This window comes from Micromonospora parva, assembly GCF_040649675.1.
Classification (GTDB): domain Bacteria; phylum Actinomycetota; class Actinomycetes; order Mycobacteriales; family Micromonosporaceae; genus Micromonospora; species Micromonospora parva.
The window spans coordinates 469,264-484,943 of the sequence record NZ_JBEZFX010000001.1 but is presented as its reverse complement, the minus strand read 5'-3'; the positions used below and the strand labels follow the sequence as shown (position 1 = coordinate 484,943).

General features: G+C 70.7%; 12 protein-coding genes. 5 read left to right on the top strand and 7 right to left on the bottom strand.

Annotated features, from left to right (window positions below; genetic code table 11):
• Positions 1-3 precede the first annotated feature (3 nt).
• A complete protein-coding gene (locus tag AB0C03_RS02125) occupies positions 4-726 on the bottom strand; it encodes an ABC transporter ATP-binding protein (RefSeq protein WP_030336090.1) in 723 nt (240 codons plus the stop codon).
• Positions 723-1,655, bottom strand: a complete 933-nt coding sequence (locus AB0C03_RS02120; protein ID WP_030336088.1) for an ABC transporter ATP-binding protein — start codon at positions 1,653-1,655, stop codon at positions 723-725. Before AB0C03_RS02120 ends, AB0C03_RS02125 begins: the two co-directional genes overlap by 4 nt.
• Before the next feature lie 318 nt (positions 1,656-1,973).
• On the opposite strand from AB0C03_RS02120, the gene AB0C03_RS02115 reads away from it, so the two are divergent.
• From AB0C03_RS02115 to AB0C03_RS02105, 3 genes are all read left to right on the top strand, one after another.
• Complete coding sequence (locus AB0C03_RS02115; protein ID WP_030336086.1) at positions 1,974-2,492, top strand: RNA polymerase sigma factor; 519 nt, start codon at positions 1,974-1,976, stop codon at positions 2,490-2,492.
• A complete protein-coding gene (locus AB0C03_RS02110) occupies positions 2,489-2,953 on the top strand; it encodes a hypothetical protein (protein WP_030336084.1) in 465 nt (154 codons plus the stop codon). Before AB0C03_RS02115 ends, AB0C03_RS02110 begins: the two co-directional genes overlap by 4 nt.
• A gap of 91 nt (positions 2,954-3,044) precedes the next feature.
• Positions 3,045-4,037, top strand: coding sequence for an NAD-dependent epimerase/dehydratase family protein (locus tag AB0C03_RS02105; protein ID WP_030336082.1), 993 nt, complete (start codon positions 3,045-3,047; stop codon positions 4,035-4,037).
• 15 nt (positions 4,038-4,052) lie between these two features.
• Here AB0C03_RS02105 and AB0C03_RS02100 read toward each other — a convergent pair whose 3' ends face one another.
• Positions 4,053-5,027, bottom strand: coding sequence for an Acg family FMN-binding oxidoreductase (locus AB0C03_RS02100; protein WP_030336081.1), 975 nt, complete (start codon positions 5,025-5,027; stop codon positions 4,053-4,055).
• Between the two features lie 191 nt (positions 5,028-5,218).
• On the opposite strand from AB0C03_RS02100, the gene AB0C03_RS02095 reads away from it, so the two are divergent.
• The gene (locus AB0C03_RS02095; RefSeq protein WP_030336079.1) at positions 5,219-5,857 is read left to right on the top strand and encodes a response regulator; all 639 of its coding nucleotides are present in this window, start codon (positions 5,219-5,221) and stop codon (positions 5,855-5,857) included.
• 15 nt (positions 5,858-5,872) lie between these two features.
• On the opposite strand, the gene AB0C03_RS02090 is transcribed toward AB0C03_RS02095, so the two are convergent.
• The 4 genes from AB0C03_RS02090 to AB0C03_RS02075 form a co-directional block, all read right to left on the bottom strand.
• A complete protein-coding gene (locus AB0C03_RS02090) occupies positions 5,873-7,603 on the bottom strand; it encodes a sensor histidine kinase (protein WP_030336077.1) in 1,731 nt (576 codons plus the stop codon).
• 41 nt (positions 7,604-7,644) lie between these two features.
• Positions 7,645-8,628 carry an Acg family FMN-binding oxidoreductase gene (locus AB0C03_RS02085; RefSeq protein WP_030336074.1) on the bottom strand — a complete coding sequence of 328 codons (984 nt, stop codon included), beginning with the start codon at positions 8,626-8,628 and terminating at the stop codon, positions 7,645-7,647.
• Positions 8,629-8,768: 140 nt separating this feature from the next.
• Positions 8,769-9,626, bottom strand: coding sequence for a universal stress protein (locus AB0C03_RS02080; RefSeq protein ID WP_357633634.1), 858 nt, complete (start codon positions 9,624-9,626; stop codon positions 8,769-8,771).
• 11 nt (positions 9,627-9,637) lie between these two features.
• Positions 9,638-12,031, bottom strand: a complete 2,394-nt coding sequence (locus AB0C03_RS02075; protein WP_030336070.1) for a phosphoketolase family protein — start codon at positions 12,029-12,031, stop codon at positions 9,638-9,640.
• Between the two features lie 640 nt (positions 12,032-12,671).
• Between AB0C03_RS02075 and AB0C03_RS02070 the strand changes: the two genes are divergently transcribed.
• Positions 12,672-15,677 (top strand): SGNH/GDSL hydrolase family protein, encoded by a 3,006-nt coding sequence (locus tag AB0C03_RS02070; RefSeq protein ID WP_156057858.1) that lies wholly within the window; start codon positions 12,672-12,674, stop codon positions 15,675-15,677.
• Positions 15,678-15,680: the final 3 nt, after the last annotated feature.

Genomic DNA, 15,680 nt, shown 5'->3' with positions numbered 1-15,680 from the left:
GCGTCACCTGGCGTCCGGCACGGGCTCGTACGGCTGGCCGGCCGCCTGTTCGTCGAGGTGCCCGTCGTGGATGCGGATCACCCGGTCGGCCAGGGCCATCATCACCGCGTCGTGCGTGGACACCAGGACGGTGACGCCTTCGGATTCCACGATCCCGCGCAGCAGGGCCATCACCGACAGGCCCGTCTCGGCGTCCAGTTGCCCGGTGGGCTCGTCGGCGAGCAGCAGCCGGGGCGAGGCGGCCAGCGCGCGGGCGATCGCCACCCGCTGCTGTTGGCCGCCGGACAGCTCGGCCGGCCGCTGCCGGGCGTGGTCGGCCAGGCCGACCAGCTCCAGCAGCAACCCGACCCGCCGCTCGCGCTCGGCCGGGGCGACGCGGGCCAGCCGCAGCGGGGCGGCGACGTTCTCCGCCGCCGACAGCACCGGGATCAACCCAAAGCTCTGGAAGACGTACGACACCGTCTCGCGCCGCAGCCGGGACAGGCCGTCCTCGTCGAGCGCGGCGACGTCGGTGCCGTTGACGTGCACGGTGCCGGCGTCCGGGCGGTCCAGGCCCCCGATGACGTTGAGCAGTGTGGTCTTGCCCGACCCGGACCGGCCGACGAGCGCCACCATGGCACCGGCCGCCACGTCGAACGACACGCCGCGCAGGGCGTGCACGACGGTCGGCCCGGTGCGGAAGCTCCGGTGTACGTCGCGCACGCGCAGCAGCGGCTCGGCACTCATGCGCGGGTCTCCGAATCGGGGCGGATCGTGATGTGGTCGGGTTCCAGGGCCAGCCGGACCCGTCGGGTCAGCGCCAGCGCCTGGCGGAAGTCGCGGGGCACCTGGACCCGCCCGGCCCGGTCCATCACCGCGTACTCCTCGGCGATCATGTGGGTGTCGCCCGCCGCGTCGGTGGTGGTGCGGCGCAGCACCTCGCTGCTGGTGCGCCCGTCCCGGATCGCGACCGTTCGTTCGACCTGGCCGCTGACCGCCGGGTCGTGGGTCACCACGACGACGGTGACGCCGTAGCGCCGGTTGACGTCGCGCAGCACGCCGAAGACCTCCGCGGACGTGGCCGCGTCCAGCTCGCCGGTCGGCTCGTCGGCGAGCAGGACGCGCGGCTGGTTGGCCAGCGCCACCGCGATCGCGACCCGCATCTGCTGCCCTCCGGAGAGTTGGCCCGGGCGGCGATCGGCGCAGTCGGCGACACCGAGGCTGTCCAGCAGTTCGGCCGCGCGCTCCCGACGTTCCTCCTTCGCGGTGCGGGCCGCCGTCATCGGTAGGTCCACCATCTCGCGTGCGGTCAGGTAGGGGATCAGGTTGCTCGCCGTCTGCTGCCGTACGAACCCGACGGTGCGCCGCCGGTAGTCCACCCGGTCCGCGCGGGACATCGCCAGCAGGTTCCACCGGTCGACCCGGACCCGCCCGGCGGTGGGCGCGTCGATGCCGGCGAGGATGGAGAGCAGCGTCGACTTGCCCGACCCGGAGGCACCGACCACGGCGACCAGCTCACCGCTCTCCACGGCCAGGTCCAGACCCTGCAGTGCCTGCACCTCGATCGAACCGGTCTGGTAGATCCGCACCAGGTTCTCGCAGACGATGAGCGCGTTCCCGCCGAACTCGGGGGCCCGCGCGGACGGCTGCGGCAGGGACAGCGGCGTGCCTGACATTCCCCCTCCATCCGGGTTGTGCCGACGTCGAACCGGCCTCGGGTAGCGGTCAGGCCCACCGGTCCGGCACGTGATGTCACCTGGGCGGCACGCGTGGTCACCAATTGCGTCAAGGGCCTCGATTGCCCGTGCTGACGCAGATTGAAGCAGTTTCGCAATCGGCGGCTCCGTTGACCATGCCCCTGCGTGGCTTTCCTGCATCCTGGACCAGCTCTGCGACCACTGCCGCACCCCGCCACCCGCCGACGCCGGTCCCCGCTGTGGCGCGTCGTGAACCTGCCGGACGCCCGCACCGACTGAACAGGCGAAGGAGGACCGATGAGCGATGAGTTGCTGGTGGTCCGCTGCCAGTTGGGCGAACGGGAGGCGTTCGCCCAACTGGTGCAGGGCTGGCATCCGGCGGTCGAACGGTACGTCGGGCGGATGCTCGGTGGGTCCGACGACGATGTGGTGCAGGAGATCTGGTTGGCGGTCCTCAGGGGGCTGCCGAGGCTGCGGCAGCCGGACCGGTTCACGCCGTGGCTCTTCACCATCGCCCGCCGGGCGGTGATGAACCGGCTGCGGGACGCGTACGCCCGCCCGGAACCCGAACCGATCGACGACCTGCCGGGCGACGACGAGGCCGAGGGGGTCGTCAACCGGGAGACCCTCGCCGGCGCGCTGGCGGAGCTACCCGCCCGGGAACGGGAGGTGCTTCTGCTGTTCTACCTGGAGGATCTGCCGCTGGACGCCTGCGCGCAGATCTGCGCCGTCCCCGTCGGCACCGTCAAGTCGCGGCTCAACCGGGCCCGCACGTTGTTACGCCGTGAGCTGGTGCGGAAGGGGTACGAAGCATGACTCCGGAAGAGGTACTGGCGCGACTGGACGCGCCGTTGTCGTTGCGCAGGCGGGTCGGATACCTGGCCGTGGGCTTCACCGGTCTCACCGGGAGCGGCCTGATCGGTCTGCTCTGGGCGACCGAGCCCGAGCTACCGACACGCACCAGCGTGGCCTTCGCCGCGCTGGTGGCGATCGGCCTGTGTTGGGCGGCGTTCGGCGGCTGGGCCGTGACCCGACGGACCCCCCTGTTCGCCCGGGACCGGGTGGTCGCCGGTTGGCTCGGCGTCGGCGCCTGGCTGGCCTTCAGCGTCGGTGCGCTGGTCATCAGCGTGGTGCGGCACGAGTTCGATCCGGTGCTGCTGGGGATGGTGCTGGTGCTCGGCGTCCTGGCGGGCGCGCACCTGCGGGCGGCCCGCCGGGCGAGGGCGGCGCTGCTCCGCCGCCGCACCGCGCTGGCCGCGCCCGGCGAGGGCGGGTGAGTGACCGCGCCCCGCTGGTTCTGCCACGGGCAGATCCGCTGCTGGTGAACAGGGGTGTGCCGCGCCGCCCCGGGTCGGCACTGTGGAGCGCATGAGATTGCTGGTGCTGGGCGGTACGGGCTTTGTGGGCGGGGCGACTGTCACCGAGGCGGTGCGCCGCGGCTGGTCGGTGACGGTGTTCAACCGGGGGTTGCACGGCGTGGTGCCGCCCGGCGTACACCGGTTGCGGGGTGACCGCACCGCGCCCGACGGCCTGGCGGCCCTGGCCGGCGGCGAGTGGGACGTGGCGGTGGACACCTGGGACGGTGCCCCGCGGGCTGCCGGCGCCGCCGCCCGCGCCCTGCTCGCCTCGGTCGGCCACTACGTGTACGTGTCCAGCGGGTCCGTCTACACCGACCACGCCGCCACCGGGTTGCATGAGGACTCCCCTGTGGTGGACGCCGACCCGGACGCCGTCGACGGCGACTACCCGCAGCTCAAGGCCGGCGCCGAGGGTGCCGTGCGGGGGGTGTTCGGCACGCGTGCGCTGATCGCCCGGGCCGGTCTGATCCTGGGCCCGGGGGAGGACATCGGCCGGCTGCCCTGGTGGCTGCGGCGCATCGAGCGTGGCGGGGACGTGCTCGCCCCCGGGCCGGCCGACCTGCCGGTGCAGTACGTCGACGTCCGCGACCTGGCGGGGTGGATGCTGGACGCGGGGGCCCGAGGGGTGGGCGGCACTGTCAACGCGGTCGGCCGGCCGACGCAGACCACGATGGGCGAGCTGCTCGACGCGTGCGTGGCCGCCACCGGTGCCGCCGCCCGGCTGCGCTGGACCGAACCGACGACCATCCTCGCCGCCGGCGTGCAGCCGTGGAGCGACCTGCCGATCTGGATGCCGCGCGGCCACCCGTACCGGGGGTTGCTGGAGCAGGACGTGACCCGCGCGCTGGCCGCCGGGCTGACCTGCCGGCCGGTGACCGAGACCGTCGAGGACACCTGGCGTTGGCTGCGTGAGGTCGGCGCGGTTCCGCCGCGCGCCGGGCGACCGCAGCGCGGCCCGGTCGGGCTGGACCCGGCCCGGGAGGCCGCCGTCCTCGCCGGCTGAGCGTGCCCCGGCGGGTCAGGCGGGCACCACCGGCAGCTCCAGCACCTCGTCGACCTCACGTCGGGGGGTCGGTCGGCCCGGTTGGCCGTACCCGATCCGCAGCACCATCTGGGGGGTGCCGAAGCGGCCCAGCGACAGCCGCAGTTGCTCCCGCGCCGACGGCACCTCGATCGGCTGGGAGAGCATCGACACGCTGAGCCCGGCGTCCGTGGCGGTGAGCAGCAGCCGTTGCAGGGCCTGCCCGGCGATCACCTGGTCCACCGCGGTGTTGCCCGCCGAGCCCAGCACCCCCACCAGAGGTTCCGGTTCGAAGTCCCGGCCGGGGGCACGGTCGCGCCCACCGTAGCCGCGGGCCGGCAGGACATCCTGCGGCTCGCCCTGCGGGCCACCGGCCGAGCTGGGTACGCCGTCCGGGGCGAACTCGCGACGCAGCCACCGTTCACGCTCGGCCCGGTACGCGGGGTCGCGTTCCAGCACCCGGTGCGCGCCGCGCGCGATCTCGCCGAACGCGGAGACCGCGCTCACCCCGATCAGTAGCTCCAACCAGCACTGTTCGGCGCGGGCCGCCTCGCCGAGGCGCCACCGGGCGTCGGCGGGCACCGGGTCCGGCCAGAACGGCAGTCGGTTGCTGAACCGGCGGGGGATGGCCGCGTACAGGCTCTGCTCGGCGGGGGTGGGCCGGCGCGGGACGTCCGGCACCAGCCGGGCCAGCAGGTCCGGTTGGGCCGGGTCGGGGCGCAGCCGCACCCGGGCCGGGGTGCCGGCGACGGCCAGGGCGATCCGCAGGTTGAACAGCGCCGCGCCGCAGGCGACCCGGACGCCCCACCCGCTCGGGTCGGTCGCCGGCAGCCGGCGGCCCGGGTCGGCCAGCACCTCGATGCCGCCGTCGCGCAGCCGTAGCCGCCACGGTTGGGTGTTGTGCAACGACGGTGCCCGGACCGCGTCCACGGCGGCGGTCCGCAGCTGGGTCGCGGTGTAGCCGATCTCCATGGCGGTGCTCCTCTCCCGGTGCGGCCGGCGGCGGGTGGTGCCGGGTGGCCGTACCTTCACGGTCCACTCTTCGGCGGTCGCCGAGCAGGGCCGGACGTCCCGACCGGTCGGGACCGAGCGCCCGCTCGCGGCCCACTGGTCGGGACCTTCGGCCCGTGCGCCGGGCCCCGGGCAGCGGGTAGAAACGACTGATGATCCGTGTGTTCCTCCTCGACGACCATGAGGTCGTCCGTCGTGGCCTGGCCGACCTGCTGCAGAGCAGCGGTGACATCGAGGTGGTCGGCGAGTCCGGCTCGGCGCAGGAGGCGGCCCGTCGCATCCCGGCGTTGCGACCCGACGTGGCGATCCTCGACGCGCGACTGCCCGACGGCAACGGCATCGACGTGTGCCGGGACGTCCGGGCCGTCGACTCGTCCATCAAGGGCCTGATCCTCACCTCGTACGAGGACGACGAGGCGCTGTTCGCGGCGATCATGGCTGGTGCCGCCGGGTATGTGCTCAAACAGATCCGGGGCACCGACCTGGTCGACGCGGTCCGCCGGGTCGCCGCCGGGCAGTCGCTGCTCGACCCGGCGATCACCACCCGGGTGTTGGAACGCATCCGCAACGGCGTTGAGCAGCCGCGCGAGCTGAAGTCGCTCACCGAGCAGGAGCGGCGGATCCTGGAGTACGTGGCGGAGGGGCTGACCAACCGGGAGATCGCCGGTCGGATGTTCCTCGCGGAGAAGACCGTGAAGAACTACGTCTCCAGCGTGCTGGCCAAGTTGGGTCTGGAGCGCCGCACCCAGGCCGCCGTTCTGGCCACCCGCCTCCTCGGCAAGACACCCTGACCGGGGTCGCGGAGGTCAGTCGCGCAGCGGCACGGTCCAGCGCAGCTCGGTGCCGTGCGGTTCGACGCCGAGGATCGTGAAGGTGCCGGCGAGACGGCTGGCACGTTCGCGCAGGTTGACCAGACCACCCCGGGCGGCGGCCGGGTCACAGCCCACCCCGTTGTCGCTGACCGTCACAGTGACGTGACCGGCGTCGACGCGTACGGCCACGTCGACGCGGGTGCACTGGGCGTGGCGGACGACGTTGGACAGCGCCTCGCGCAGCACCGCGGTCAGGTCCGGACGGATGGCGTCGGGCACGGCGCTGTCCACTGGCCCGGCCAGCTCCAGATGCGGCTTGAAACCCAGGGACTCGGCGGCCGCCTCGATCGCCGTCCGGATCTCGGTGCGCAGCTCCGAGGTCATCGGCGTACGCAGCTCGAAGATGGTCCGGCGGATGTCCCGGATGGTGGCGTCGAGATCGTCGACGGCGGCGTTGATCCGCTTGGCCACCTCCGGGCGGCCCATCGGTGCGGCGCTCTGCAGTTGCAGGCCGGTGGCGAAGAGCCGTTGGATCACGACGTCGTGCAGGTCACGGGCGATGCGCTCCCGGTCCTCCAGGACCACCAGCAGTTCCCGCTCCTCCTGGCCCCGGGCCCGTTCCATGGCCAGCGCCGCCTGCCCCGCGAAGCTGCCCAGCAGCGCCACGTCCTCCTCGCTGGCACCCCCGCCGCGCTCCGGCCGGTGCGCCACGATCAGCACGCCGTGCAGGGTTTCGGCGGTGGCGAGCGGTGAGATCATCGCCGGGCCGGTGTGCAGCAGCGCCGGCCACGGCGCGGCGTGCGCCAGATCGTCGACCTGGTCGTGCCGGCCCTCGGCGACGGCCGCGCCGAAACTGGTGTCGGCGGCGGGCAGCACCGCGCCGACCAGCGGATGGGCCTGCGCGTCGGCGCCGTCGACAACCTCCACCGAGAAGTGCTCGGTGTCGCTGTCGTAGAGCAGCACCAACGCCAGCTCGGCCTCGGCGACCTCGCGGGCCCGGCGGGCGACCAGCGCCAACGCGTCGGTACGGCGTACCTCGCCGAGCAGCACCGTGGTGATCTCGGCGGTGGCGGCGAGCCAGCGTTGCCGCCGGTGCGCCACGGCGTACAGGCGGGCGTTCTCGATGGCCACGCCGGCGGCGGCGGCGAGCGCGACGACGATCTCCTCGTCGTCCTCGGTGAACTGCGCGCCGCCCTGCTTCTCCGCCAGGTAGAGGTTGCCGAAGACCTGGTCGCGGATGAGGACCGGCACCCCCAGGAAGCTGTGCATGGGCGGGTGGTTGGCCGGGAAGCCGTAGGAGCGGGGGTGCTGGGTGATGTCGGGCATCCGCAGCGGGCGGGGGTCGTCGATGAGCAGACCGAGCACGCCCCGCCCGTGCGGCAGGTCACCGATCCGCTCATGCTGCTCGGGGGTGATGCCGTGGACGATGAAGTCGTGCAGCAGCCGGTCCGGGCCGACCACGCCGAGCGCGCCGTACCGGGCGCCGACCAGCTCGCAGGCCGCCTGCACGATGCGTTGCAGGGTGGTACGCAGATCCAGGTTGGTGCCGATGCCGACCACCGCGTCCAGCAGGGCCCGCAGCCGCTCCCGGCTGGTGACCACCTCACCGACGCGGACCAGCATCTCCTGCAGCAGCTCGTCGAGACGGACCCGGGACAGCGGGCTCAGCCCGAGCGACGGTGTCGTGGATGGTTCCTGCCGGGGCGACGGGGCGCTGCTGGTCATCGGGGGATGGTAGCGCTGGCGTCGCCCGTCGTCAGGGGCCGTCAGCGCACGGCCGAGGTGTCGACCACCTGGGCGGTGGTCAACCGTGGCGTGTGCGGCGGGCCGGACTGGGTCGGATCGGCGATGCCCAACCGCAGCACCAGGTACGGGAAGCCGATGCCGGAGAGCAGCTGACGCAGGGTCTGCCGGGTGCCCGGCACCTCCACCACCGCGCTGAGCGGCACCACCGACACGCCGAGCCGGGTGGCGGTCAACCAACCGGCGGAGAGCGCCTCGCCGGCCCGCAGCCAGCTGTCCCGTTCGTCCTCGTCGCCGTGCAGCATCGCGTACACCGCCATCTGGTCGTGCCCGGGACCCACCGGCAGGCTGCCGGGCCGACCGAAGTCACGCCCCGGGACGGTGGTCTGCGCGGGCTGCTCGGGCAGCACCTCCGCCGGCAGACCGGTGCCCGAGCCGGCCCGGCTGGTCCAGTACGCCAGCTCGGTACGCATCTCCGTGTCCTCGGCCTCGACAGTGTCGGCGTGCCCGGCGGTGGCGGCCAGCTCCAACACCTGGTCGCGGTCGAGGATCTGCAACCGGCAGCCTTCGGCACTGACCGCCCGGGTGATCTCCTGGATCGCCGTGGGCGGCACCGGCTCGTCGCTGAGCGGCCGGCGATCGGTGTGCCGCACCTGCATGCACTGCACCATGCGCATGGCGTCCGGGTCGGCCGTGGTGCGGCTGAGGTCGGTCAGCCGGGCCAGCAGCTCGCTGTCGGCCGGGTCGGGCAGCCGTTCCACCACGGCGCGCCACCCCTCGGCGGCCAGCGCCAGTCGGGCGTGGTGCAGGGCGGTGCCGCAGCTGATGGCGAGCAGTCGCCCGTCGGGGTCGCTGGCGGCGAGCTGCCGGTCGGCGACGGAACGCAGCTCCAACGCGTCGGGCAGCACCCGCCAGCGCCACGGCTGGGTGTTGTGCACCGAGGGGGCGTGGCCGGCGGTGGCGGCGGCCTCCGCCAGCGCGGTGGTCAGCTGGCTTTCCTGACTCATGGTCACGACCTTTCCGTCTCTGCTCATCGTGCCGCACGGCGCGCCGCCGCGCCGGGGTTGCCGCCTCATCCTGCGACACCCGGTGGTGTCTCCGCAGGGCCACAGGTCCCGTCCCCGCCGGGTCGTTACGCCCGCGGTGCTCAGCGTTCGCGGACCACCGCGACGGGGCAGTGGGCGTGTTGGATGAGCTGCTGGCTGACCGAGCCGAGCAGCATGCCGGCCAGCCCGCCCCGGCCCCGGCTGCCGACCACCACCAGCAGTGCGTCCCGACTCGCCTCGATCAGCATCGCCGCCGGGCTGGTCGACACCAGGTCGACGGTCATCGGCAGCTCGGGGTAGGTCCGTCGCCACGGCTCCAGCGCCTCGTCCACGGCGGCCCGCTCGTCGGGCACCCCGGCCGCTCCGCCGGGGCCCGGCGTCCAGGCGTGCAGGACGCGCAACGGCACCTGCCGCTGCACCGCCCGCTCGGCCGCGAAGCCGAGCGCCACCAGCGAAGGTTCCGAGCCGTCCACGCCGACCGCCACCGGGCGGCTCGACGTGTCGGTGGCGGCGCTGCCGACCCCGTCGCGGACCACCACGACCGGGCAGTGGGCGTGCGCGGCGACGGACACCGCCGTCGACCCGACCAGCAGGCCACCGAATCCGCCGTGGCCCCGGCTGCCGAGCACCAGCAGCCCGGCCTCAGCCGAGCGTTCCTGGAGCACCAGGGTGGGCGGCCCGTCGTACACCTCACCGGTGATCTTCAGCCCGGGGTTGGTCGCGGCGGCGTCCGCCGCGGCCTTGCGGACCAGCTCGTCGACCTGCCGGCGGGCGGTGTCGTCGGGCCACACGCCGGGCGCCACCCCCGGGCCGACCCAACTGGCCACCGTCAGCCATTCGAAGACGTACGCCAGTCGCACCGGCTGGCCGCTGTGCCGCGCCTCCTGCACGGCCCAGTTCAGGGCCAGCGAGGCGTCGGTGGAGCCGTCGTAGCCAACCAGGATCTCCGCGTCGCGCACGTCGTCCTCCTTCAGGGGGTGGTCGGGTCGGTTTCGCGGATCCAGCGCCACTCGGCGACCTCGGGGTCGTCCTCGCCGTACCGGCGGGTGTAGTCGCGGGCCGCCTGCCGGGCGTCGACCATCCGTTGACGCAGGTGCGCGGCGCTGGCGGCCAGCCCGGGCACCCGGTCGATGACGTCGATGACCAGGTGGAAGCGGTCCAGGTCGTTGAGCATCACCATGTCGAACGGGGTGGTGGTGGTGCCCTCCTCCTTGTAACCGCGCACGTGCAGGTTCTCGTGGTTGGTCCGCCGGTAGGTGAGGCGGTGGATCAGCCACGGGTAGCCGTGGTACGCGAAGATGATGGGCCGGTCCTCGGTGAAGATGGTGTCGAACTCTCTGTCGGTCAGACCGTGCGGATGCTCGGTGTCCGGCTGGAGCCGCATCAGGTCGACCACGTTGACCAGGCGCACCTTCAACTCCGGGAGGTGCTGGCGCAGCAGCTCGACGGCGGCCAGCGTCTCCAGGGTGGGCACGTCTCCGCAGCAGGCGAGCACCACGTCCGGTTCGGTGCCGCCGTCGTTGCTGGCCCACTCCCAGATGCCCAGGCCACGCCGCGTGTGCTGGATCGCCTCCGTCATCGTCAGCCAGTTCGGCGCGGCCTGCTTACCGGCCACCACCACGTTGATGTAGTGCCGGCTGCGCAGGCAGTGGTCCATCGTGGCGAGCAGCGTGTTCGCGTCCGGCGGGAGGTAGACCCGTACCACCTCGGCCTTCTTGTTGACGACGTGGTCGATGAAGCCCGGATCCTGGTGGGAGAAGCCGTTGTGGTCCTGCCGCCAGACGTGGCTGGACAGCAGGTAGTTCAGCGAGGCGATCGGCTGACGCCAGGGGATGGCCCGGGTCACCTTCAGCCACTTGGCGTGCTGGTTGAGCATCGAGTCGACGATGTGGATGAACGCCTCGTAGCTGGTGAACACGCCGTGCCGGCCGGTCAGCAGGTAACCCTCCAGCCAGCCCTGGCACAGGTGCTCGGAGAGCACCTCCATGACCCGCCCGTCGGGGGAGAGGTGCTCGTCGCCGGGCACCGTCGCGGCCACCCACGCCCGGTCGGTCACCTCGAAGGCGGCACCCAGCCGATTGGAGGCGACCTCGTCCGGGCCGAACAGTCGGAACGTCTCCGGGTTGGCGCTGATCACGTCGCGGATCCACGGACCGAGCACACCGGTCGCGCCGGCCATCGGCGTGCCCGGCTCGGGGACCTCCACGCCGTAGTCGCGGAAGTCCGGCAGGGTCAGGTCCCGCAGCACCACGCCGCCGTTGGTGACCGGGTTGGCGCTCATCCGCCGGTCACCGCGCGGCGGCAGCGTCCGCAGCTCGTCCACCGGCGCGCCGGTGGCGTCGAACAGCTCCTCCGGTCGGTAGCTGCGCAGCCACTGCTCCAGCTCGGCCAGGTGCGCCGGGTTGTCGCGTACGCCCGACAGCGGCACCTGGTGGGCACGGTAGGTGCCCTCCACCTGGATGCCGTCGACCTCGGCGGGACCGGTCCAGCCCTTCGGCGTCCGCAGGATGATCATCGGCCAGCGGGGGCGTTCGACGACGCCGCCGGAGCGGGCCCGCCGCTGGATCTCGGCGATCTCGTCCAGTGCCCGGTCCATCGTCGCGGCGAGCGTGCCATGCACCTGCGCCGGGTCGTCGCCGGCCACCACGTACGGCTGGTAGCCCGAGCCGCGCATCAGGTCGAGCAGGTCGGCCTCGGGGATCCGGGACAGTACGGTCGGGTTGGCGATCTTGTAGCCGTTGAGGTGCAGGATGGGCAGCACCGCCCCGTCGCGCGCCGGGTTGAGGAACACGTTGGAGAGCCAACTGCCGGCCAGTGGCCCGGTCTCCGCCTCACCGTCGCCAACGACGCAGGCCACCACGAGGTCCGGGTGGTCGAACGCGGCGCCGTAGGCGTGGCTCAGCGCGTACCCCAGCTCACCGCCCTCGTGGATCGAGCCCGGCACGTCCGCCGCCACATGGCTGGGGATGCCGCCGGGGAAGGAGAACTGGCGGAACAGCTTGGACATCCCGGCCTCGTCGCGCGCCACGTCGTGGTAGCGCTCCGACCAGGTGCCCTCCAGCCAGGTGTTGGCCACGATGGCCGGGCCGCCGTGGCCGGGGCCGGTGACCAGCATGGCGTTCAGGTCGCGGGCAACGATCACCCGGTTGAGGTGGGCGTAGATCAGGTTGAGGCCGGGGCTGGTGCCCCAGTGGCCGAGCAGTCGCGGCTTGATGTCGTCGACTGTCAACGGCTCCCGCAGCAGCGGGTTGTCCAGCAGGTAGATCTGCCCGACGGTGAGGTAGTTCGCGGCGCGCCAGTAGGCGTCCAGCCGACGCAGTTCGTCTTCGGTCAGAGGGCTGTGCAGGTCAACAGCGGAGTCCATGCTGCGTAAGCCTCTCGCGAAATCGGGGACGTCGCATCCGGTGTCCCGGGTTTTCCCGGCCACGTCCAGCTTCGTCGCCGCCGAGAGGATGGGGCAGGGCCGTTGGTCCCCGCTGGTGCGGACGTGTGTCCCGCCTGGCGCGGTGGAGGCGGTCCGCGAACGGCCCCACCTCCCCGCGCCGCCACCTCTTCCCTGACCGAGGGTAGTCGCGTCGGTGCGTCGACGGGGTCGGATCGGCGCTGCGTGAAGGCCGTCGGGGACGTGGTCCGCTCTGGCCGGACCCGTCGGTGGGCCCACCTCGGCTTGCGCTGCGTGGGGTGGCTGGGCCGGGGAGACCAATGACTGTGATCGATTCGAGACTTGTAGATCTATGAATTTTACACAAAGATCATCGATGTAAAGAACTGACGACCGACAACTGACGACGGACCATCGACGGCGTACGTCGAGGCGAGCGTCGGATCCCCTACTTGTCCCAGGTCAGGCAGCGGGTGGGCCTGGAAGTCCGGCGCCATGATCTGTCGGAGTCGACTTCCTGATTCCATCCTCGGTGCCATGATCGGACAGAGAGAAGTCCTCCATGTCTCATTCCCATAGTCGATCATGGCTGCACAAAAATAGGCGGCACGGCACCCGTCTCATGGCGTTCTTCCTTGCGTTGGTGCTGGTTGTGGCCGGCTCCACCAACGTTGGCGTGACCAAGGCCGCCGCCGTGCCCGAGGCGAACGCAGCGGCGCTGACGCCCGGAGCGCTGCCGTCGGCCTGCCTTGATGCTGACCCGAGGGCGAATGCCCCGGCGATCGTGTGGGCGGAGCCGAAATTCGTGATGGGCAACATGTTCCTGGGTCTCGCGTCGGTGATTTCCTACATAATCACCTCGGAGAACGAGAAGGCGGACAAGGTCAAGGAGGCCGTTCGGCGGGTGGCGTACTGCTTCCCCGGCTACAACGTTGTGATCGCCCAGCCCCACAACGGCAGCACGCAACACATGACGGAGGCGTACTTCGTCACCACGATCGAATTGAGTGACACGAAGTATCGGGTGTACGTCTTCAAATCCGGCACCTTCTATCAGGCCGGTGACCTCGGCTACAAGAACTGGGGCTACGAGGGATACTGGACCAAGAGCGACGATGGACGGACCGTGACCTTCACGACGCCGCCGCTTCCCGAGCGGCGCTCGGGATGGTCTTCTGGTCCGCAGTGTGAGGTGACGACCCGCGACCGGGTGGATCGCAACATGTACTACAGTCTTTACAACGGGTTGAGCAACGACGCACAGGTCGGACACGTACGGGCACTGCTCAACGATGTGCGTACCTGCTTCCCGGACTACAACGTCATGGTGATGCACGACGAGCAATCCCACGAATGGTTGTCCCCGCCGACGTCGCAGGTGTTCGCGAGTGCGTTCAGCATGCAGGACTACGACGCGAAAGACTCGACCGAGGTTGGACGGCCATCCGGGGTAGCGAGTCGAGGCCGCTACGACGTTCACGTGTTCAAGACAGGCACGTTCCACAACATGGGCGACGGCGGCTGGAACAACTGGGCGTTCTACGGAAACTTCACCCGCAGCTCGGACGGCATGACGGTGGCGTTCACCGATCCGGCGACGGCCGACCTCACCTTCGACCCCATGGCCGGATTCGCCGATTCCAACTTCGATTCCGATACTCCGCAGCACACGTCGACCGCGAACGGACCGTACCCGGGATGCGGCTACACCGGGTCGGTGCCCGGCGACCGCGAGGAGCTCGTCCGGTCGCTGACCACCGAGTACCAGAAGTGCTTCCCTGACACGAACATCCTCGTCGTCAAGTCGGTCGACCAGTTCTCCTTTGGTTATCTCTCGAACTTGAAACACCTCGCGAACGTGAATGGCATGACCGTCTTCGCGCTCGACGTCGGCGTGGTGAGGAACAACGGCGACGGCGGCTGGATCAACTGGGGATTCAACGGCAACTACGAACGCGACGGTGACTCCACCGTCTACTTCACCCACCTCGACGGTCCTGATCCGACGGGCAGCGTCAGGGTGATGGTGGTGGGTGATTCGATGAGTCAGGGTGACGAGGGCGACTGGACCTGGCGTTACCGACTGTCGGAGTGGTTCAGGGAACAGGGCGTGGACGCCGAGTTCGTTGGCCCCTATAAGGGCACCGTGCCGGCCCGGGCACCCGGACGTAAACCGCCAACTCTGCAAGGGCAATTACCCGAGCCTGAGACTGAATCGACGCGTTTCGGCGGCGAGTACGACAAGCGGGCGGAAACCTTCGACGACGACGAACACTTCGCGATGTGGGGCCAGCAGGCAGCGGTTGCCAAGAGCCTGATCCAGTACCAGGTGCAGCAGCAGAAGCCTGACCTGATCCTGCTCGGCCTGGGCTTCAACGATCTGGGCTGGTCGGTCACCAACCCCAAGGACACCGTGGACAGCATGAAAGTGTTGGTCGACAGAGCCCGCGACGCCAATCCCAACATCAAGCTCGCGATAGCCAACGTCCCGCAACGCACCCTGCTGGGCGGCAACGAACAACTACCCGACAAAACCAATGACTACAACTCCCGGCTGGCCCAGGCGATCCCGACCTGGAACACCAACCAGTCACCAGTGAAGCTAGTCAAGTGGCGCGAAAACTACGACTGCGAACCCACCAGCTGCCCCGCCGGCTACGACGGACTGCACCCCAACGCCACCGGCGAATACCAAATCGCCCGAGCATTCACCGAAACCCTGCACAACGACTTCGGATACGGCACCAAACCCCTCGACATCCCCACCACCATCCCGAAACGACCCACGCCCGTACCCGACGGAATCACCGCCGGCGAAGGCCCTCAAGGCGTCACCGTCAACTGGCCCAAGGTTTTCGGCGCCCACGGATACACCGTCCGCTCCCGACTGGTCGGCACCACCACCTGGAACGAATCCCGCGTACAAGCCAACCGCCACGAAACCCTCTCCCCCAAAGACCTGACCTGGGAATACCAGGTCCGCACCGACAACGGCGACACCGACGACCAAAAATCCGACTGGTCACTCCCCCCCACAAGGGCGACAGCCAACCCGACGGCACCCCCCGGACCCACCGGAATCATCACCCAACCCACCGCCACCGGCTTCACCATCACCTGGGGCGTACCCACCAACCCCGACGCCATCGAACGCTACGAAGTCATCTACTGGGACCAGGACACCCCCAACGCCATCCTCTCCAGCACCGGCATCAAAGGCTTCTCCGCCCGCATCGACGGCCTCAAGCCCAACCACCGCTACATCATCGCCGTAGCCAGCTGGAACACCACCGGCTCCGGCCTCCCCAACAACGCACGCCCCATCAGAGTCGGCACCACAACCCCCACCGCACCCACCGGCCTACAGATCAACCCCCTCGACGCCAACACCGTCCAACTCACCTGGACCAAGAACGACACAGCCGCCGGCTACCGCGTCTGGACCCGCGACCTCACCAACGGCAGCCCCCTGACCCCAAGCGAACAAACATTCACCGAACCCACCCACGGCATCGCCTACCTAACCTCAGGCTTCTGGAACTACGAATACTGCGTCACCTCCATCAACGGCACCCTCGAATCAGCCCGAACCACCTGCGTGACCCCCACACGACCAGCCGGCAGTTGACCG